The sequence below is a fragment of the Polyangiaceae bacterium genome (assembly GCA_016715885.1).
GTDB lineage: Bacteria > Myxococcota_A > Polyangia > Polyangiales > Polyangiaceae > Polyangium.
In genome coordinates this window covers 230,243-250,277 of record JADJXL010000026.1, presented here as the reverse complement: position 1 = coordinate 250,277, position 20,035 = coordinate 230,243, and the positions used below count along the sequence as shown (strand labels likewise).

At 59.7% G+C, this 20,035-nt stretch carries 18 protein-coding genes; 6 read left to right on the top strand and 12 right to left on the bottom strand.

The features are described 5' to 3' along the window. Positions 1-14 precede the first annotated feature (14 nt). The 5 genes from IPM54_40900 to rsmG all read right to left on the bottom strand — a co-directional run bounded on the left by IPM54_40900 (position 15) and on the right by rsmG (position 5,827). On the bottom strand, positions 15-971 hold the full coding sequence (locus tag IPM54_40900) for a tetratricopeptide repeat protein (GenBank protein ID MBK9266134.1): 957 nt from the start codon (positions 969-971) through the stop codon (positions 15-17). After that, positions 959-3,343, bottom strand: a complete 2,385-nt coding sequence (locus IPM54_40895; protein MBK9266133.1) for a protein kinase — start codon at positions 3,341-3,343, stop codon at positions 959-961. Before IPM54_40895 ends, IPM54_40900 begins: the two co-directional genes overlap by 13 nt. An 11-nt stretch (positions 3,344-3,354) precedes the next feature. Beyond that, entirely contained in the window at positions 3,355-4,446 is a 1,092-nt protein-coding gene (locus tag IPM54_40890) for a tetratricopeptide repeat protein (protein ID MBK9266132.1), read from the bottom strand. 79 nt (positions 4,447-4,525) lie between these two features. Next, a complete protein-coding gene (locus IPM54_40885; protein ID MBK9266131.1) occupies positions 4,526-4,795 on the bottom strand; it encodes a hypothetical protein in 270 nt (89 codons plus the stop codon). Positions 4,796-4,954: 159 nt separating this feature from the next. Further along, positions 4,955-5,827 (bottom strand): 16S rRNA (guanine(527)-N(7))-methyltransferase RsmG, encoded by an 873-nt coding sequence (gene rsmG, locus IPM54_40880; GenBank protein MBK9266130.1) that lies wholly within the window; start codon positions 5,825-5,827, stop codon positions 4,955-4,957. Between rsmG and IPM54_40875 the strand changes: the two genes are divergently transcribed. Further along, a complete protein-coding gene (locus IPM54_40875) occupies positions 5,822-7,288 on the top strand; it encodes a protein kinase (protein MBK9266129.1) in 1,467 nt (488 codons plus the stop codon). The two genes, rsmG and IPM54_40875, sit on opposite strands and share 6 nt — an antisense overlap. Before the next feature lie 402 nt (positions 7,289-7,690). Here IPM54_40875 and IPM54_40870 read toward each other — a convergent pair whose 3' ends face one another. Further along, the gene (locus IPM54_40870; GenBank protein MBK9266128.1) at positions 7,691-10,420 is read right to left on the bottom strand and encodes a HEAT repeat domain-containing protein; all 2,730 of its coding nucleotides are present in this window, start codon (positions 10,418-10,420) and stop codon (positions 7,691-7,693) included. Between the two features lie 173 nt (positions 10,421-10,593). On the opposite strand from IPM54_40870, the gene IPM54_40865 reads away from it, so the two are divergent. Both IPM54_40865 and IPM54_40860 read left to right on the top strand, forming a co-directional pair. Then, positions 10,594-11,139, top strand: a complete 546-nt coding sequence (locus IPM54_40865) for a TlpA family protein disulfide reductase (GenBank protein MBK9266127.1) — start codon at positions 10,594-10,596, stop codon at positions 11,137-11,139. A 100-nt stretch (positions 11,140-11,239) separates the two neighbouring features. Then, positions 11,240-11,428: a hypothetical protein gene (locus IPM54_40860; GenBank protein ID MBK9266126.1), complete on the top strand. Its 189-nt coding sequence runs from the start codon at positions 11,240-11,242 to the stop codon at positions 11,426-11,428. A gap of 53 nt (positions 11,429-11,481) precedes the next feature. Here the strand turns inward: IPM54_40860 and IPM54_40855 are convergent, their stop codons facing one another. Genes IPM54_40855 through IPM54_40845 form a run of 3 tightly spaced genes read right to left on the bottom strand, consistent with a single transcriptional unit; the run spans position 11,482 to position 13,481 of the window. Further along, positions 11,482-11,835 (bottom strand): HigA family addiction module antidote protein, encoded by a 354-nt coding sequence (locus IPM54_40855; GenBank protein MBK9266125.1) that lies wholly within the window; start codon positions 11,833-11,835, stop codon positions 11,482-11,484. Between the two features lie 18 nt (positions 11,836-11,853). Beyond that, on the bottom strand, positions 11,854-12,132 hold the full coding sequence (locus IPM54_40850) for a type II toxin-antitoxin system RelE/ParE family toxin (protein MBK9266124.1): 279 nt from the start codon (positions 12,130-12,132) through the stop codon (positions 11,854-11,856). Positions 12,133-12,179: 47 nt separating this feature from the next. Beyond that, positions 12,180-13,481: an alpha/beta hydrolase gene (locus tag IPM54_40845; protein ID MBK9266123.1), complete on the bottom strand. Its 1,302-nt coding sequence runs from the start codon at positions 13,479-13,481 to the stop codon at positions 12,180-12,182. A gap of 128 nt (positions 13,482-13,609) precedes the next feature. On the opposite strand from IPM54_40845, the gene IPM54_40840 reads away from it, so the two are divergent. Beyond that, positions 13,610-14,518: a sterol desaturase family protein gene (locus IPM54_40840; GenBank protein ID MBK9266122.1), complete on the top strand. Its 909-nt coding sequence runs from the start codon at positions 13,610-13,612 to the stop codon at positions 14,516-14,518. After that, the gene (locus tag IPM54_40835) at positions 14,515-15,183 is read left to right on the top strand and encodes a metallophosphoesterase family protein (GenBank protein MBK9266121.1); all 669 of its coding nucleotides are present in this window, start codon (positions 14,515-14,517) and stop codon (positions 15,181-15,183) included. Before IPM54_40840 ends, IPM54_40835 begins: the two co-directional genes overlap by 4 nt. Here IPM54_40835 and IPM54_40830 read toward each other — a convergent pair. After that, positions 15,157-16,311, bottom strand: a complete 1,155-nt coding sequence (locus IPM54_40830) for a cysteine desulfurase (protein MBK9266120.1) — start codon at positions 16,309-16,311, stop codon at positions 15,157-15,159. The genes IPM54_40835 and IPM54_40830 overlap by 27 nt on opposite strands. A 206-nt stretch (positions 16,312-16,517) precedes the next feature. Here IPM54_40830 and IPM54_40825 point away from each other — a divergent pair, with 206 nt between their 5' ends. Next, positions 16,518-17,444: an exopolyphosphatase gene (locus IPM54_40825; protein MBK9266119.1), complete on the top strand. Its 927-nt coding sequence runs from the start codon at positions 16,518-16,520 to the stop codon at positions 17,442-17,444. 177 nt (positions 17,445-17,621) lie between these two features. On the opposite strand, the gene IPM54_40820 is transcribed toward IPM54_40825, so the two are convergent. After that, positions 17,622-19,496: an acyltransferase gene (locus IPM54_40820; GenBank protein ID MBK9266118.1), complete on the bottom strand. Its 1,875-nt coding sequence runs from the start codon at positions 19,494-19,496 to the stop codon at positions 17,622-17,624. A 64-nt stretch (positions 19,497-19,560) separates the two neighbouring features. Further along, on the bottom strand, positions 19,561-19,998 hold the full coding sequence (locus tag IPM54_40815) for a response regulator (GenBank protein MBK9266117.1): 438 nt from the start codon (positions 19,996-19,998) through the stop codon (positions 19,561-19,563). Positions 19,999-20,035: the final 37 nt, after the last annotated feature.

Below are 20,035 nucleotides of genomic sequence, written 5' to 3'. Positions count from 1 at the left end.
CCTCTTCGTCACGATCACGGCTGCGCTTTACGCGTTATGCCGTGAAGCCCCAGCTTTTCTGCGTCCTTCGCCGCTGCCGCAAGAGCCGCTCGTCCTTGCGCCGTTTTGTTCGCACCCATGTCGATGCGTGCCTTTGCAATGCGCCCCTCGAGCTCGAATCGGGGAATCCCGAGCTTTGTTGCGTCTGCAATCACGCTGTCGAGCGCTTTGTGCGCATCTTCGGTTTTACCTTGTCGAGCGTCGAGGATGGCTCCGGTGATCATGACTTCCAACCGAGGCGCGACGAATTGCGTCGTTGCCGCAGTTTGTCGGGCTTTGGCCAGCGTCGTTGCCGCATCCTCGAGGCGCTTCGTCGTGAGTTGAATTTGTGCAATGACGGCGCGCGCATCGGCCTCGAGCGCCACCGACTGTTCGGCGATGAACGTGTCGAGGGCCGCCTTGGCCTCTTTCTCCGCTTCGTCGAAATCGCCTTTGGCGAGTAGAATGCGCGCAAGGAGCAGCTGACTTTCCCCCGTGAAAAGCGTGAGGCCGAGGCGCGAGCGCGTGCCGAGCGACTCCTTGGCAAGCGCTTCGGCTTCGTCCAGCTTGCCTTCGTCGAGCGCCAATTCGGCAAAGAAGGCCTTTCCCCATGCCAGGCTCCGTTCGTCTTGAGCGTCGCGCACCATCAAAATCGCCGCCGCATACTCGCTGCGTGCTTTGGAAACGTCGCCACGCAATGCAGCCACACGGGCTCCGAGCAGCCGCGCCATCGCTCGGTACGCCGGAGTGAGCTCCTGCGACGTTCCGGCGAGAGCTCGCTCTGCTTCGTCCAAACGCCCGCGTTGAATCTCGAGCACCGCCAGATTCACGAGTAGTTCGGCTGTACGCGCGGCACTTCCCAGCTCACGGCAGACGCGCGCTGCCTCGGCATCGTGCTCGACTGCCGTTTTCAAATCACCGCGATAATAGTAGGCGATACTCAGATTGTGCACGACCTCGACGAGAAGCAATCGATCGCCTGTCGTTGCTGCGCGCCGTTTCGCTGCTTCGAGGTTTTTAATGCCCGCGACATTTTCGCCCGTGTTGAGGAGGTTGAAGCCGAGTACCATCTGGCCTCGGACCGCGATGGTCGTCGCCCCCATTGTATCCGCTTTGTTCCATCGCGCGCCTGGCGGCAGTGCTCGAAGGCGCCAGATCGCCAAGTGTCGAATACGCCTCGGCCTCGGCTAAGTCGATCCGTGGATCGTCCCCGATGGGCGGCGGCAAGCGGCGTAGACGCTCGAGCGTCGCAAGCGCGTCCTTTCCTTTGGCACCCTCCGTCTGAGCCTTTGCCAAACGGAGTCCATGTTCGAGATTGTCTGGAGACACCGTGCAGCGTTTGCGCAACTTCGATGGCTTTGGCCCAGGCGCTCGTCGCTTCGTAATAACGAACTTCGTTGACCATCCGTTCTTCACGACGCAACGATTGCGACAGCTCCATGGCTCGTTTCGCCGATTCGATGGCCGCATCCCCCAAGCCCAACATGAGCCGCGCATCGGTGAGCGCCGCATGACCCGGTGCAAATGCAGGCTCGAGCGTCACGACGCGCTCGAATGCCTTTTGTGCCCCCACCCCATCGAATGTTCGCAGCTTCGCAAGTCCCTCGGCGTACGCCCGCGCTGCTTCCGGCGTCGCCGGTTGCAGGGCCCGCAAGTTTTTCTCTTGCTCTTGCGACAAATCGCCCGCCCGCAAATGACGTCGCACCGATGAACCGGCACGCGCCACCAAGTCGATGAGCGCGCTCTCCGTGTCGGACTCGTTCACCGTCGCCAAGACTTCGCCCGTCTTGACGTCGACGAGCCGTACGTCGAGACGAACCTTGCCCCCAACAGCAAGATACGTCCCCGATACGACGAGCTCGGTTCCGAGATGTTTGCCTATGCGCGTCAGTGCTTTCTTGTCGAGTTTGTCCGTGTCGCCAAGCGACAAGTCGCGCTTCATCCGCTCGACGTCGTCCACGCTGCTCGTGCGGAGCTGCTCGCCCATCGCAAGCTCACCCGTCATCGTCTCCGTGAGCGCCGTGCCGATCCATGCGACATCCTCGCGTCCGGAAAGGCTTCGGAAGCCGAGAACTGCGATGGCACGACGCGTCCCGGGAATGTTCGTCGCGGCCTTCGTGGAAGAACCGTCCAAACCACCATGGGTCTTGGTGCGAACGGCGTAAGCACCGACGCCCACGAGACCCAGCGAAACGATCACGCCCACCGCGATCAATGCCCTCTTGCGGCGACCGCGTGTCGGTACGGCCGGTTTGTCGGAATCGAGTTTGTCCGCCGCAATCGTTTCCGCGAGAGCACCCGTGGTGGAGGTGCGTTTGTCCGTGGACGATTCGGCGGGAGCTTGCCCGACGGCGATCGCATCGGCCGCACCAAGGGTGTCCGCGAGCGCTGCTGCCGAGGCGCCCGGCGTATTCCGCAAGCTGGCATTGCGCGCAGCAAGCCCCGACCGGATCGAAGGCGCCGGCTCTTCGCCCAATGCAGCGAGCACGTCCTCCATCGACGCAAAGCGTTCCTGCGGCGCGCGACGTAGCGCCCGCATCACCACGCCTACGACGGTTGGATCGAGCGCCGCCACGTTGGGCATCGGCACCGGATCTTCGGACATGACGGCCGCAACGAGCGCCACCAGATCGTGCGCATTGGGCCAGGGCAGGGCGCCCCGAGAGAGCAGCTCGTAGGCGAGAACTCCCCAGGCAAATTGATCGGTGCGCCCGTCGATTTGTCCGCCGCGCATCTGCTCGGGCGCCATGTAGTGCGGCGTTCCCACGAGTTTCGATTCGTTTCCGGTGCCCAGGGTCGTCGATTGGTTCGTCAGCGTCCCCGTCGAATCCGCAATGGCGTGCGCACGCCGCGCAATGCCGAAGTCGAGCACTTTGATCACGCCGTCATCGCGCAGCATCACGTTTTCGGGCTTGATGTCCCGGTGCACGAGACCTCGACGATGCGCGAGCGCAAGGGCACGAGCAATATCGACGAGCCACGCGAGGCGCGTCGCAATCGGCGTGTCCGATTCCACGAACGTTCGCAACGACCGGCCCTCGATGAATTCCATCGCGAGAAACGTCGTTCCGTCGACCTCACCCACGTCGTAGATGGAGATGACGTTTGGGTGATCGAGCGCCGCGGCAGCCCGAGCTTCGCGGAGAAGTCGCGCCGCGTGGCCAGCGGAATCGTGCTCGGATGGCTCAGCCGACGTGCGCAGAATCTTCAGCGCAACGCGACGTTCGAGCTTCGTGTCGAACGCGCGGTAGACCGCGCCCATTCCTCCTTGACCGAGCAACGCTTCAATCCGGTAACGATCGAAGCGTTCGCCTATCGCGAACATCGGTCGCGAGCCTACCAGGTCGACCGCTCGACGCAACGCATAATATCGCGCCGTGTTTTGCGTGCTGCGAGGGTATCGGGGTGCCTCGAACCCAAGGCACGCGAATAAATGGCGATGGCTCGATCCTGAAGAGCCGCGGCTTCGACGGGGCGATTTTTCGCGAGCCGCAGCGAGGCGAAATTTTCTAGCAACAGCGCCAGAAATGGGTGAGACGCTCCGGCCGCCTCCTCTTGAATGGCAAGCGCACGGCGATACATTTTCGACGCTTCGCTCAGGCGACCCTGCTCGTGCAAGATGGCGGCAAGGTTTCCCAAATTGAACCCAACCTCGAAATGTTTCGGACCGTAAGCCTTCCGGAAGATTGCAATCGCTTCGTGATAAAGCGTTGCGGCAGCGGCCAAATCGCCTTTGCCTTCATAAAGCGACGCGAGCGCTGCTTTGTCCGCAGCAACGCTGACGTGCGCCGGACCGAGGGCTTTTTCGCGAAGACGAAGACCGCGACGAGCCAAAACGATGCCGCGCGCATGCTGGCCACGTGCGTGTTCGAGTCCCGCGAGATTGTGGTACAAAGTCGCCATCGCTTGCGGAGGACGCGGTCGGCCCAGCAGCGCAAGCGACTGTCGATAATGTGCTTCGGCAATGTCGAGCTTGCCGAGATGTCGGTGGACCACGCCGAGTCCATTGTGCGCATCGCATCGTTCTGCGTGTCCGAGCTTTTGTTCTGCGACGTGCAACGCGCGCGTGCATGACTTTTTGGCTTCTCGATAACGACCCGCCGCGACGTATAGGCGTCCGAGCAACGACAACGACGCAAATTTGAGTAATTCACCCTCGATGCCACAACGAACGCGAGCGAGAATTGCCGCCGCTCGCTCGCAAGGTTCGATGGCCATGGCCGATTCGCCGCAATCTTCGAATGTACCCGCGATCTCGAGCAAAACATTCGCCACGTCGGGATGGCGCGGTCCAAGCGCGTTTTCGAGCAGCGATAGGGCTCGTTTGCACAACGCACGAGCTTGGATGGGATTGCCGGCGTCGCGAAGTTCCTGCGCGCGCGCGAAGAGCGCACAACCGCGCTCGATGTCACTTGAAGAGCCCTTCATCGATCGTCACCGATGATTTGAGTGCCGGTTCGCGATAATTTCGCGGGTGGATGCGATTGATGTGAGCCGCGGCAGGTTGTCAGCCGTTGATCGTTTTCAGGCCATTGACCGTCTTCAGGCCATTGACGGTGCCCGCACGGACCTTGGTCTTGACCTTGACGCCGCTGTGGTTGATGGCATTGACAAAACCGGCACGAACCTTGGTCTTGACCTTGACGCCGCTGTGATTGATGGCCCCGACAAAGCCCGCACGGACCTTCGTTTTGACCTTGACGCCGCTGTGGTTCACGGCAATCAGCCCATTGACCGCCTTCAGACCGCCTGCTCGCACGTTGGTTCGAATTTTCATAACATGTCTCCTCGATGAAGGCGTTGCGCTTCGTGGTTCGTCCGGGCACCACGGCGAAACACCAAACGAAATGTCCCACATGGGGAGTGCTAAGGCAAGCAGATTCCCGTGTTGTCCACATCCGCCATTGTGAGGCTCCGTGGCATTGGCGCAATTGCGCTACCGCTCTGCTTTTTTCAACACCACAATACGTCCCGTGGGCGTCACCACCGTCTCGATATGCGCCACACGCTGTTTTACCAGCACGCGCGAAGCTTCAGCCAATTCTTCGCTCGCTTTTTGCCCTTTGATGAGGAGCAACCGCCCGCCCGGCTTCACGAATGGCGCCGTGATGGGCACGAGCTCCGATAGCCGCGCCACGGCACGCGCCGTCACCACATCGAACGCTGCCCGCAATGGCCCTGCTGCGAGCTTTTCCGCTCGATCCGCAAGGACCGTCACCTCGGACAAACCCAATGCATTGGCTACTGCCGTCAAAAATGCGGCCTTTTTTTGCGTTGCTTCCACCAGCGTCACCGATAGTTCCGGCCTCGCAATGGCAATCGGAATGCCCGGTAGTCCTCCGCCCGAACCAATGTCAATGATTCGTCCTCCAGGCCCTATGTCATCGAGCCGTGGAAGCAGCGTCAATGCATCGAGCGCATGGCGCTCCCAAGCGGCGTCCGGATTTTCGATGGCCGTCAAATTCATCTGCTGATTCATTGCCAAGAGCCGCGCCAGGTAATCGCCAATCTTGGTTATGGCTGCGGCGTCGATTCGGATGTTCGCATCCGCAAGTTTCGCGGCAAAATCCGCCGGTGGCGCGAGCGGGTCGGGGGCAGGCAGAGTGAGCGGTGGGCGTTCGTCGGGGCGCATCAGCGCCGTACCATAGCAGCTTTGCGCATCCCGTCGCGGCTCATCCGCCGACCTTGACAACGTCGCTTCTTGCGAGGATGCTTGCACCGATGCGCCGCGCCGCAGAATCCAACCGCTCGCTCGAGGCCGATGGGCAACGGCCGACTGAACGTTCTTGCTCGGACCTTTTTCATGCATGATGCACCAAGTCACTTGCGCGGCGATCGTTATGCCGTGATTCGGCTCCTCGGCGAAGGGGGACAAGCGGCCACGTTCGAGGCTGTCGACAAGAAAGAAGGCAAGCCGGTTGCCATCAAACGATTTCGCGTTCGAGGCGCCAAGAGCTGGAAAGAGGTCGAGCTTGCGGAGCGTGAAGCGCGGGTGCTCTCGAGTTTGTCGCATCCGGGTTTGCCGCGGTACGTCGAGCATTTCGAGGAAAATGGCGAGCTCTTTTTGGTCACGGAAAAGGTGGAAGGCGAAAGTTTGGCCGCCATGCAAAAACGCGGCGCGACGCTCGACGAAGGTGAAATCGTCCGCTTTCTTCGCGATAGCTCCGCGATTCTCGATTATTTGCACGGTCGCGCGCCGCCTGTCGTGCACCGTGATGTGAAGCCGAGCAATATTTTGCGGAGGCCCGATGGTTCGTTCGTCATCATCGATTTTGGGGCCGTACGTGACAAACTGAAACCCGAAGGAGGCAGCACGGTCGTTGGAACGTTCGGATTCATGGCGCCCGAACAATTTCAGGGGCGCGCAATGCCCGCTTCCGACGTGTACGCGGTTGGCGCCACGGCCATGACGATGCTCACGGGCGTGCAGCCGGAAGACTTGCCTCACAAGGGTCTTGCCATCGACGTTGCATCGGCGCTTGGCAAAAATGCAAGTCCCACGCTCGTCTCGGCCCTCGCCGCGATGCTCGAGCCCGACCCCGATCGTCGAGCGACCCGCATTGCGCCGCTCATCGAAACGCTACGGGATGCGCCCCGAAAAACCGACGTTCCTCGCGACAAACCTCGACGCGGCGCCAAACCGTCCAAAAAGGAACGCGATATCGAACGGGACATCGAGCAAGGTATCGAAGAAGCCGTCCAGCAGATGGAGCAGGGGTTTTCGGAAATCAAAAAAGAGTGGGCCAAAAAGTCGAAGAAGCACGAATCGAAGGCCAACCGCGATGCACGCAAGGCCGAGGAAAAGGCTGCACGACGCGCGCGGAAAGCCGAACAGCGAGCGCGCAAAATCGACGAGCGCGCTTGGGCCGAAGTTCAATCCAGCACCATCCCCGTGCCCGTCGCCGGCCTTTTATTGTTTGGCCTCACGATCGCCCAAATCGCGGTGCTCGTGGCATTACGGGCCATCGTCCCTACGCTCTTGTCCGTGCTGTCGATCTTTTTTGGCAAACCATTGCGTGACGCGAGTGCACGGACGCGGGATGCGGGCGTTTTGGCGCACGAGTCCATGCAGCGCGCCAAGGACGTCGTCCGCAATCGTACGGAGCGAACCTCGAGCGGCGCGCGGATCGAAGTGAAGCCGGTCGAAACGCCCAGCGATCCGAAGCGCGTACGCATTGCGGACGCCGACGCGAAAGACGATGCCGCCGAAGATGAGCTGGCGGCCGAGGAAGAGGCTGACGCTGAGGCACGCGCGCGCCAGCGCAAATGACCATGAAAGGGTTTCGGTCCCTCGTACCGCATGCACGCGCGGGGTTAAAACCCCGCGCTACATCACAAGAAGTCCTCGCGCTGCCGCGCTCGGACTAGCCACACGCCGCATTGCGAGAAATGCAATCTATTGCGAAATCGTCGGGGATTCCCGATAACGATCCGAGATCGCACAACGCCAGTCCCGAACGGAAGTGAGGGACTTTTTATCGTGTAGCGCGGGGTTTTAACCCCGCGCGGGCGTGCGGAGACACACTACGCATCGATTTTTGAGTCAGTCTCTGCAACCCCGGCCGATTTTTGAGTCAGTCTCTGCAACCCCGGCCGATTTTTGAGACAGTCTCTGAAACCCCGCGCGGGGGTGGAAAACGGGTTGGCGCCTATCGGGTTGGGGGGTGACGTGCTACTGCTTGTCGCCTTTGCCGTCGCTCTTCGGCTGCAGCGCTTTCAGGTCTTCCGGAATGAGCGCCTTCGGATTCATCAGCTCGAAGAACGCCCTTCGTGCCAACTCGCCCGTGTCGCCTTGTTCGCCACGCAATGCCATGAGCACGCCGCGTTCTTTCATGAACTTCAGCGTCATGATCGCGCCCTTCTTTCGCTCCGCGTCGCTGCCTTTGGCGTCTTGCCATAGGCGATAACGCAAGACCACGCGCGTCTCCGAATGCGGACCGTTGTCGAACTTCAAGTTGTCGAATTGCGCCTGCAGTCGCTGACGAGACCAATCTTGCGTCACGTCACCAACTTTGATCCGCGCGATCGCCTCCGCATTGGCGACATAACGATAAATGTTGCCTCGCTTGAAGTCTTCGTCCGACCAATACCCGAAGGCGCGGAAGTAATGATCTTTCAAGTCGTTCAGCGCGTCTTGACCGAAATCACCGTACATGGCGACCGTTCGAGCTGCCGTTTCGGGCGATCCACCCATGATGAGCGCCAGCGCCGCTGCATTGCGAACTTCTGGATTTTGCAGTTTGTCCCAAAGGATCTTCTGCGTTTCTTCGTCGACGCCTGCAATGCCGATGGCTCGCGCGTACGGCATGCGCAAGTTCAGGTCCATCTCGGGCTTCAAGAGCTCCGCCAGCGTCGCCGCAACGCCCGGCATGGGCTTCAGCGACAACGTCTGCGCATAACACGCGCCAATCAACTGCTTGCGCGGTTCCTTTTTCCCGCCAAATTCGGCAGCTTTCTTCGCCACTTCGATGAGCGTCTTGTCGTCTGCACACCATGCCAGCGCTTCGCACGCAGCTTGCCGCGCTTCCTCGTTCCAGAGCTCGTCCTCGATGAACTCCATCATGTCTTTGGCGGCACGAGGATCACCCCATTGCCCCAATCCTTGCGCCGCACCGTAGGCCACTGCGCGAAGAGCCATACCGAGCATGGCGATACCGCCACCATTCATGCCCTCCAACGTCGTGTCCATTTTCTTGTCCTTCTTGCGCTTGAATTGCTCGAGCAGCTTCGGGAACGATTGCTCGTCCTTCATCATGCCGATATAACGCAATGCGCTTTGCGCCGTTTCGAATGCCGTGGGGAACGGCGGCGGTGCACCTTCCTTCGGCAAAGGATCCTTCGGAAATGCCCAATCACGCATGTGTTTCACAGCTTTTTCCGAATTGAGCGCTGCAAGGAAACGCAATCCGTTCGCGTGCGGCTGAGGCCTATCCGTAATCCAAAACAATACCCCATCCTCGGCCGCTTTCAGCTCTTCCTTCTTGTCGGGGTGAATCATCGCAAGGTCCGCGAGCATGCGTGCAGCAACGACGCGCGGCAGGTCCGTACGCGACAAGTGCCCGCCTTCGTCCGCTTGCCAGAAATTCTCCTGCTTGTACACGTCGCCCGGATTCGCACGCATGCGCTCGCCGAGGTACTTCGCAGCCCGAATGTCACCGATTTCAGCCAATCGCGTCCCGGCTTCCCCTTGCCAATGGATCCCAGGCTTCTTCGTTTCGAGCCACTTCACGAGCGACTCGCCCGTACGCGGATCGGCCACGTCCTTCATCATGTCGAAGAGCTGCTTCGTCTGAAACCACTCGGTCTCCGGAGGATCCGGCTTCACGCTGTCGAGCGCCAGCACGAGCCCTTCGCCGCCGATGCCATCGCGCAACGCTTCGAGGAACTTCTGTCGATTTTCCTTGAAGAGTTGATCCTTCGCCGGATCGACGCCCGCCGGTGGCCTGAGCGCCTCGAGAAGCGGTGCACGAGCCGTCTCGTCGCCGATCTTGCCGAGACCCGTGGCAGCCTCGCGCGCAACCTCGACGTCCTTGTCTTTCACCAGCTTGATCAGCGTCTGCGTCCACTTCGGGTTTGCGTCACGCGACAAAAGCGTCGCGACGAGCTGCCGCACCGACGAGCTCTGGTCGTCTGCGAGCTTGGCAAAATCGTCGAGCGGCACGAGTTGCGCGAGTTTTTCCGGGTCGAACGCGATACCGCCGCCCAATCGTTCGACCTTCGACAAGAACCCTTTGCGGTACTGATCCATCGCGTCTTTGAAGACGGCGGGTTCTTTCAGCGTCACCAGGGCCCACACGATCTGCGGCCTATCGCTGTCGTCGGCTTCTTTGAGCGCCGCCAAGAGCGCGGGTTTTGCAGCATCGGCCTTGGGCGAACCGTAATACGCGAGCACCTGAGCGCACACGCCCTTCACGCGATGATCATGGCTCGTCAACGCGTTCGTCGCGTGCGTGACGCCATCGGGATCTTCTGCGTAGGCGAGCTGAATCAGCGCCTCTTGCTGCAGCGCCCACTCGTTCTTTTCAGCAGCCCACTTGCGCCACAGTGGAAGCTGATCCTTCTTCGGCAGCACGAAGATGTTCTTCTTTTCCTTGACGATCTCATCGACCGTCATCTTCGTGTGCCCTTGTTGCATGCCGAAGTAGACGCCTGCACCGACAGCAGCGATGAGCACGACACCAACGATGGCGCCGATGACGCCGCCTCTGCTGCCTTTTCTGAAGTCACCATCGCCGACGTCACCACCGCCCCCTCCAGCGGGAGCAGCAGGCATTCCGCCGCCGGGCGCGCCCGGAACATCGGCATCGTCGGGTGGCCATTTTGCAAGCTGAAGCGCTCCGGGCAGAGGGCGCTGGCCTTTGATGCGAGGGGTGTCGGTCGACGAGTTCGGGCGATCGAGCATGTTTCCTCCGACGCGGCTTTCGGCGTTCGGCATGAGAGCTTCGGGGCTTGCGTATCCGAAGGTTTCTGCTTTGGGCAAGATTCGGGCGCGTGCGCCTTGACGTGGAGCGAACGATATCAGGGGACGGCGAAGCGGCGTAGACGCAAAGAACTTGCTAAGAACACTTCCGCCTCATGACCGACCCCGTCCCGTCCGAAGACAAGTCCCGACTTGGTTCGCTGGCCATCTTTCTCGTCGTGGGGGCGCTCGTCCTCATCGCGTTTTTGCCGCGTTTTCAGGGTTCCACGAGTCCTCTCGAGGGGCAGCCGGCGCCCGACGCGGTGTTCCCGGTGGCGGCCAACGGTGACGCGGGCGCGAGGATGCAGGTGTCGAGTCTCAAGGGGCATCCTGTCGTGCTGGACTTTTGGGCGACTTGGTGCGGTCCATGCACGCTGCAAGCTCCGATTTTGGATCGGATCGCGAAGCGTTACGAAAAGCAGGGTCTCGTGGTGCTTGGCGTGAACGTGGACGACCCGCCGGAGGTTGCGCGATCGCACGCGATGAAGCAGCGGCTGTCGTACCCGATCGTGATGGATGCATCGCGCGATGCTTCACGCAAGTACAACGTGGCGAAGCTGCCGAGCCTCGTGGTGATCGACCGAGAAGGCCGCGTCGTCAAGTACATGACGGGCCTCGTGGATGAAGCGTCGCTCGATGAAGTGGTGGCGTCGACGTTGTAGATGGTTGGGGGACAAACGGTTGTTTGGAAGGACGAACGTTTGTCGGGGGAGGGGTGACGGAACGCAAAAGATGTGGTAAGTTCGCGGTCCGAGGTCCCCAATGCACAGTGCCAAAGCGGAAGTCGGCAAGCTTCTGGAGAAACTCCCAGAAGATGCATCGTTCGAGGACATCCAGTACCACATCTATGTTCGGCAGAAGATCGAGCGTGGGCTTGCGGATATTGAAGAGGGTCGAGTCGTTGACGACGCCGAAGTCGAACGGCGGATGGCGCGATGGCTGGTCGAGTAAGGTGGACCGAGGCTGCGCTTAGCGACGTAGCGTCGGGCGGATGATGTGTAAGATTAGGCGACCTTCTTGCTACGCTTTGGCGACGAGGATCGATCGGGAGACGCGAGCCCGGGCTGGTTTGGCTTAATGGAACGTTGAATGACCACTCCTGTGGAAACTTCCGCCAGACGAAGCTCGTATGTCTTTTGAAGATTCATCCAGAATTCTGGCGTCGTTCCAAAAAAACGTGCAAGTCGCAGAGCCGTATCGGCCGTGAGGTTACGCGACTCATTGAGAATTGCATTGATGCGATTTGCGGGCACGTGCAACGCGCGAGCGAGTGCATTACCGCTCATTCCGAACGGCACGACGAATTCTTCGCGAAGAATTTCACCGGGATGAATGGGACGCATTTGGTTACGCATGATGTGTTCCCTCGTCAATAATCAGTGGTAGTCGACGATTTCCACATCTTCAGGACCTTCTGATGTCCACCTGAAGCAGATGCGAAATTGGTCGTTGATGCGAATACTATGTTGACCTTTTCGATCGCCCTTGAGTGCCTCGAGCCGGTTTCCAGGTGGTATACGGAGGTCGTCAAGGGTGTGCGCGTTCTCGAGCATGAGTAGCTTCCGTTCGGCTTGCTGTCGAAAGGCACGGAAGAGGGGTACATCCTTGCCACCGAAAAGAGAAGCGGTCCTATTGCACCGAAAAGAGCGTATCACGTGCCCGCCTTCTACCATGCGGTACGTGGTACGTCAAGCGTACAACGTCACCCTGCGGCCGCCCTTGTTTCGACCTCCCGCTCCCTCCCAGCACACCACTGCCCATACACCGCCCCGACAAACCTCTCCACGCCCGCCAAGACATGCCCCGTCCGTTCCGAAGGAAAAACCTCGAACGCGTGCTGCGCCCCCGGAAGCTCCGCGTAAAGCACCGGCGACGTGCTCTTTTCGCGCAAGAGTTCCACGAAGAGCCGCCCTTCACCCACCGGCACAAGCGAATCCTTTTCCCCGTGAATCACGAAAAATGGAGGCGCATCCGCGCGCACGTGACTCATCGGCGACGCATGCTCGAATACCGACCGCGCTTCGGACAAACGCTTTTTCACCACCGCCTTCTCGAGGATCGGAATGAGCAACGTATTTTTGAAAATAGCTTTGCGATCCGTAAAGTCATAGACCCCGTAAAACGGCACGCATCCCTGAACGCTCGTGTCCACATGTTCGAACCCCGGCTGAAACGTGGGATCGTTCGGCGTGAGCGCCGCGAGCGCCGCCAAGTGCCCACCCGCCGAACCTCCCGTAATCACGACGAAATCCGGATTCGCTCCGTATTCCTCCCCATGCTCCCGAATCCATCGAATCGCGCTCTTCACGTCGATGATGTGATCCGGAAACGTAAATCGTGGCGACAATCGATAATTCGCAGAAACGACCACCCACCCATGCGCCGCCAATCGATTCGCCAGCGGCTTGCCCTGATCGTCCTTGCTGCCAATCGTCCAACCTCCACCATGCACGAACAGAACCGTGGGACGTAATTCGTTTTGCGCCAAACCTTTGGGCCGGCACACATCGAGCCGCAGGTCGACCCCGCCCGCCTTCGAAAAGACGATATTTTTGATGCGTTCGACCCGACCATCGAAAATGGGCAAAGGAAAAAGCCTCTGGCGAAGCGTCCACCGCTCGGTCAAACCATCGCGAAATCGTTCGGGAATCAGGCGTTCGTAATCTGCGCCGAGGCCTTCGCGTAGCGCGGTCTCCATGACCTCGTTGGCTTGCCGAGACTGCACCAAAATGCGCAAAAGACCCATCCACGACAGCGAAAAAATGACCAAAGCTGCCATGCTCGGCCATTCATCCAGCCCGCCCGCCCATACAAAAAGCCCCGTCGCGGCTGCTTGCCAAAACAAGTGGTGCGTCGCGAGCTCTCCGGTGAGCCAGGATGCGAAAAATCCGGCGCCCACGAGCGGCCAGAAGCGGCGCGCTGGCCAAAGCGCGTTCAGCGTGAACATCGCGCTCGCGACACTTACAAGCAGAAACAACGCAGGAATGGAAGCGGTGATCGGCACGGCAAGCCCCAGGATGAACGAAAACCGTCCCGTTGTCTCGTCGTAAGTATTGAACTTTAAGGTGGACTTCGAAGAATGACTACCTGTAGCCTGGGCTCACACGCGGAGCGCATCCGACGGAGGCGTACATGCTTTGTGAAGTCGCCAAGCACGGGAATTTTTTTACGACGTGGCTCGTGCTCACCGGCCTGGCCCTCGTTTCAATGCTGATCATGTCGGGGCTCGTCTTTCGCCGCTACTACATGAACCCCACGTACGAACAATGGAAGCGCAAGTCGAACCCGAACTACCCTTCGCCCAAGCTCGTCCGCAAAGAAATCATCCAAATGCTGAAGGGCCTCTTCACGGCGGCGACGTGTCCCGCCCTCGCGCTACACCTCGTCGACAGCGGCTACTCGAAAGCCTATTGCGGCGTGGGATCGTACGGCGCCTGGTATCTCGTCCTCTCGTTTTTCATCGTTTGGTTCGGAACGGACTTTTTTGAATTCATTTACCATCGGCTCGGTCACGTCAATCGCGTGGCGTGGAAGGAACATCGACATCACCACGCATTTTACAATCCAAGTCCTTTTGCCGTCATTGCGGACATGCCCATCGATCAATTCGTTCGGGCCACGCCGCTCGTGCTTTTCCCGCTCGTGATGCCCATCAACATGGACTTGCTCTTTGGCATCTTCGCCATTTTCTTCTACGGATACGGCGCATACTTGCATTGGGGCTACGAGCTCGATTGGCCGGATGCGCATCATCCCATCATCAATTCATCCTTCCAGCATTATTTGCACCACGCGAAATCGACGTTGAGGCGCCCTTACCATACCGGATTTTTCTTCAAAATCTGGGATCAGCTCTGGGGCTCGATGTACAAGGACGAATGTTTGTGCGCCAAGTGCTGCGTCGGTCGAGGTGAACGATCGGAAGATGCATGGGCAGCTTTGCCCAAGCCCGATTATTCGCCGCTCTTCACATGGAGCTTTTGGCGCACGGGCGAATTGCCGGTATCGCCCACCACGGCGGAAGTTGCCGCGGAGGAATGAAACGAATCGGCTATTTGGGGGACATTCACGCCGAAGACACGCGGCTCGAATGGGCCCTACGCGAGCTTGAAAAGCAGAAGGTCGATATCATCGTTAGTGTGGGGGATATCGTCGATGGGCCGGGGGACATCGAGCGAACGGTTTCGCTTTTGCGCGAGCATGATGTAAGCGGCGTGCGCGGGAATCACGAGCGATGGTTTTTTGCGGGTGAAATGCGCGATCTTCCGCATGCACACGAACGCGCGCGTGTGTCCGCGGCTGCGCAGGAGTGGCTCTCGGCATTGCCGCTCATGATCGAGCTGCCCACGATTTCGGGAAAGCTTCTGGTTTGTCATGGCTTGGGCAGCGACGACATGGCATCCATCATGCCCTGGGACGACGTTTCGCTCGTGCGTTACAACGTGGGCTTTCGCAGCTTGTGCCGAACCTCGAAGGCGCGTTTCGTTTTGAATGGGCACAGCCACAGGCGAATGGTGCGCGCCGTCGAAGATCGCGTCGTCATCAATGCGGGGACGTTGTGCCGCGATCACGACCCATCGTTTGGCTTGATCGATTTCCAAGCGGAAAATGTGCACGTGTGGGCCTTCGAGCCGGACCTTTCGTATCACGAAGTTCCGCCGGTACCGCTCGATGAACCATCACCCGTCACGCGGCGGACCAAATAACCGGCTCCACGCCTCCGAAAGCAATTCCGCCGCGCGCGTGACGTGCGCTTCCGTGGTGCCGCGCCCGAGCGTCAATCGCACGGTCCCGAGTGCTTCGTCCGGACGAACCCCCATCGCCGTCATCACGCTCGACGCGGATTCATGCCCATCGTGACACGCCGAACCCGTCGAAGCGGCAATCCCTGGAGCATGCGACAAAAGCGCCGTGCCCGATACGCCCGGAAATCGCACGGACAACGTATTCGGTAGTCGCTCGACCGGATGCCCGTTCAACGCGAGCCCCGGAACGCGATCCCGCAATCGCTCGAACAGGTTGTCCCGTAAAACCTGCACGCGTTTCGCTTCCTTTGCAAGGTTTTTCTTGGCGATCACGCACGCTGTGCCAAGCCCCACGATGGACGCGACGTTCTCCGTGCCCGGGCGCAAACCTCGTTCGTGTCCTGCACCCAGCAAGAGCGGCGACAACGAAATTCCTTTGCGTACAAACAATGCCCCCACGCCTTTGGGCGCGTACAGCTTGTGTCCCGCAATGGACAAAAGATCGACGCCGAGTTCATCGACGTGTGTGGGCACTTTTCCCGCTGATTGCGCTGCATCGGTGTGCAAAAGCGTGCCCGCCGATCGAGTGACCTTGGAAATCGCTGCAATCGGTTGCAGCACGCCCGTTTCGTTGTTCGAATGCATGATCGTCACGAGACACGTGTCCGCGCCGAGCTTGCTCGCAATTTCATCGATGCGAACCTGTCCGAGCGCATCCACGCCCACGTCATCGACGCGATAGCCATTTCGTGTGAGGTACGCGCATGGTTTCGCCGTCGCCGGATGTTCGATGACGGATGTGACGACGTGCTTTTTCTTCGAATATGCTTCCGCGATGCCGCGAATGGCGAGGTTATTGGCTTCCGTGCCGCCCGAAGTAAATAAAATTTCGTCGCTCGAGCATCCCAGAAGCTCGGCAACTTGCGCGCGAGCATTCTCGACGGCGCTTTTCGCGCGCCTGCCATACACATGCCCGCTCGAAGGATTCCCAAAGCCGTCCCGAAGCCAAGGCACCATCGCGTCGAAGACTTCCGGCAAAAGTGGCGTCGTGGCGTTGTGATCGAGGTAAATGGGGTCGGCGTCGTGCACGCGTTAGCGGGTAGACGCGGACGTGAGCCGTGTCAAGCTCAGCCTGGAAGGGCGATTCTGATGCCGCCGAGCCTTTGGGGACTTGGTGTACTTCCACGCCGTGACGGATGGCAGTTCATAAAATCCATCCGAAGTGATCGAGTTCTTTCCGAGACGCTTGCTTTTGGTTTATTCTCCCGTCCCGAACAGGATCGGGAGGCTAGATCATGGGAGACAAGTACCGGCTGGTGACGCGGAGCGACTTCGACGGGCTCGTATGCGCCGTGCTCCTTCGTAAGCTGGGGATTCTCGAGGAGATCAAGTTCGTTCACCCGAAAGACATGCAGGACGGCAAAGTTTCCGTGTCGCATCGGGACATCACGACCAACCTCCCGTACGTGCCAGGAGTGCACCTTGCGTTCGATCATCACTCGAGTGAAACGCAGCGTGTAGGCAAGCACGAAAACCATATCATCGATCCGCATGCTCCGTCGGCTGCGCGCGTCGTCTGGCAATATTACGGTGGCAAAGAAAAGTTTGCCGACATTCCGGACGACATGATGGAAGCGGTGGACAAGGCCGATGCGGCGCAATTCACGCGCGACGAAATCCTCGATCCGCGCGATTGGGTGCTGCTCAACTTCATCATGGATGCGCGCACGGGTCTCGGTCGATTTCGGCAGTTTCGGATATCGAACTACGACCTGATGATGCGGCTCATCGATGCATGTCTTCAGCATTCCGTCAAAGAGATCTTGGAGCTGCCCGACGTGAAAGAGCGCGTCGACATGTATATCGAGCACAAGGAACGATTCATCGATCAGATCAAGCGTTGCGCGACCGTGCACAAGAACTTGGTGGTCTTGGATTTGCGCGGTGAAGAGACGATTTGGGTCGGCAACCGCTTCATGATTTATGCGTTGTTTCCGCAGTGCAACATATCCATCCACGTGATGTGGGGCCTGAAGAAACAGAATACGGTGTTTGCGACGGGCAAATCGATTCTCGACAGGTCGTCCAAGACGAACGTCGGCGCGTTGATGCTCGAATATGGCGGTGGTGGTCACGACGCCGCGGGCACGTGTCAGGTCGACAATGACAAGGCGGCCGAATTGCTCGGGCAAATCGTTGGGCGTATCAACGCGGACGGGTGACGTGCGAGCGGGCGAGGGCTCTGTTATGATATGGCTGCAATCCGGCCTTCGGGGGGTATGGGGGGCAGAGCAGTCGGCTCGTGTTTTGGGCGCAGCCCAAAACACTTATAGAGCCGCCTGCGAGCCCCCCATCGTAAACTAGCCTCGCGAAGCGCGCGTACAGATCAGGGCGTGCTTTCAATTCGATATCTGATCCAGCACCCACGTTGCCGTTTCTTTCGCCCCGTCCCCTGCGAAATGCAACCCATCGGGACGAATCGGATGCCCCGCGCTCTCCTTCGCGCAGCTCGCGCTCCCCGACGGACATACGTATTTGGCCAAATCCAGCATACGCACGCCGGGAATTTTTGCGGCAATATCCTCGAGCATGCGATTGAAACAGTCGATATGAGCATCTCGCTCGGGCGTCTGCCAATGCTTGAGCGGATAGGGGACGCGGGTGAGCCAAACGCTGCCGACATGCGGCACCATTTTTCGGATTTCTTCTTCGAGCTCGGCACTGTACGCCTTGGTCCAGCCCGCTTCACACGGGCGTTGCCAAGTGCCGTCGATTTCCACGGGCGCGAAATGACCACCGCCCAAAATGACCAGCGCAACGTCGGGGCGAAGAATCGCGGCGTCCTTTTCCCAGCGCGCGTCGCAATCGCCGTCGTGCGGCTGATTGGATAGTGACAACGTCGGCAACGTTCCTTCGAGAATGCTGCAATTGGGCGTTCCCCGTTCGGCGATGATCACCTTCTTGCCGGTCTGCACCGAACGCATTCGTTCGCCGAGCGCTTGCGCGACGGAATCACCGACGACGAGCACGCTCTTCGTGCCCGGCGGGATCACCGATGTCCAGGGTAGGGAGTGAAAAACAGCGCGCGCCGTTGCGACATATCGCGTCGATACCAAAAGCAGCGCCGCGCAACAACCAACGACAGAGGGAATGACCCACAAGGGTTTACCAAACGGCAAACCGCGCTTGCGGATGGGTTGTTCCAAAAAATGGTACGATACGAGCGCCACGACAAACGTCGCGGACAAACGCAGCGCGGTGAGCGCGAGCCCGGAAAAGCCCAAGCGATCTGGGGAGAGCACGACATAGAGCGGCCAATGCCAAAGATACACGCCGTAACTGACGAGCCCCACCCACGTGAGCGGACGAAACGCGAGCGCTCGTGCAACGAAACTCTTCGCGCCTTGCGCCGCACACACGATGAGCACGAGCACCGCGAGCTCGGTCAGGAAAAACCCGCCTCGATACAAAAAATGATGCTGCCCATCCATCCGCACCCATGCGACACCCAGGCCAAGAGCAGCACAAAAACCAATGGCATCGAGCACTCCCAGCGCTCGAGGCGACGCCAGTGAAGTTCGTCCGGACATGACGCATGCGAGCGCTGCGCCGAAAAGAATGGCCGCGCCGCGCGTATCCGTTCCAAGGTAGGCGCGATCGGTTCCGCCGGGAGATGTGCCAAGCCAAACCAGCGCGGCTGCAGAGAGCACGCCGAGAACCAAGGAGGTCCAGAACATCGTGCGGCGGCTGCCTCGAGACAACCGCAAAATGGCGACGGTGAGCAAAGGCCAAAGGACGTAAAACTGTTCCTCGATGGCGAGGCTCCAGGTGTGTTCGAGCGGCGAAGGAGCCTCGAACATGTCCCAGTAACTGCGTCCGGCGAAAATGGTGCGCCAATTTGCGATGTAGGCGAGCGTTGCCCAACCATCATGTCGAATGCGCAATAACTCGCCAGGTTTGGCCATTGTGGCGGCGTAAAGCGCGATGGCGGGCAAGAGCGCCAAGAGGGCAGGGAATAACCTTCGGGCTCGACGCACCCAAAATGTTGCGAGGTCGATTTTCTGGTTGGCTGACCATTCCGCGAGGAGCAATGACGTAATGAGGTAACCGGAGAGGACGAAAAAGAGGTCGACCCCGAGATAGCCGCCGGGCAGGCGTCCGTCATGAAACAGGAGCACGCCCAAGACCGCCAAACCTCGGAGGCCATCCAGAGCCGGCAAATGAGGAATGGTGGGGCGGCGCGAAGCGGGCTGGTCGGAAGAGGTGCTTGTCACGCGGGACCGGGGGATAGCGCAATTCGGCCGTCGGCGACAGTCGAAAGCGCCGCTCGGGCGGAAGTTACGTGCCCGATTGGCGGTCGAGCGCTTTGCGCAGCTCGCTCGCGAGGGTTTCGCGTGTGACGGGTTTTTGCAGAATAGCGGCGATGCCCAGTTCTTCGGGAGACGCGTCGCCCAGCGCATCGCTGAAGCCGCTCATGATGTAAATGGGCATATCGGGTCGCAATTCGTGTAGTCTCGCGGCCAATTCGATACCGTTTGGAGCTGGCATGTGCAGGTCGACGAGCGCAAGGTGGAATTGGGAGGGATCTTGCTCGAAGACTTCGAGCGCTTCGGTCGAGCGCGTTTTGACCGTGACGCGATAACCAATGCTGTGCAGCAATCGGCCGAGAATGCGCGCCAAACTTTCTTCGTCGTCGACGATCAAAACATGTTCGGCCTTGCCATGTGGTAATGCTGATGCCTTCACCACGTCGCCGTTTTTTTCGCTGGCGGCCATGGAATTTCCTACGTCGCCCTCATCACGGTTGCCAGCA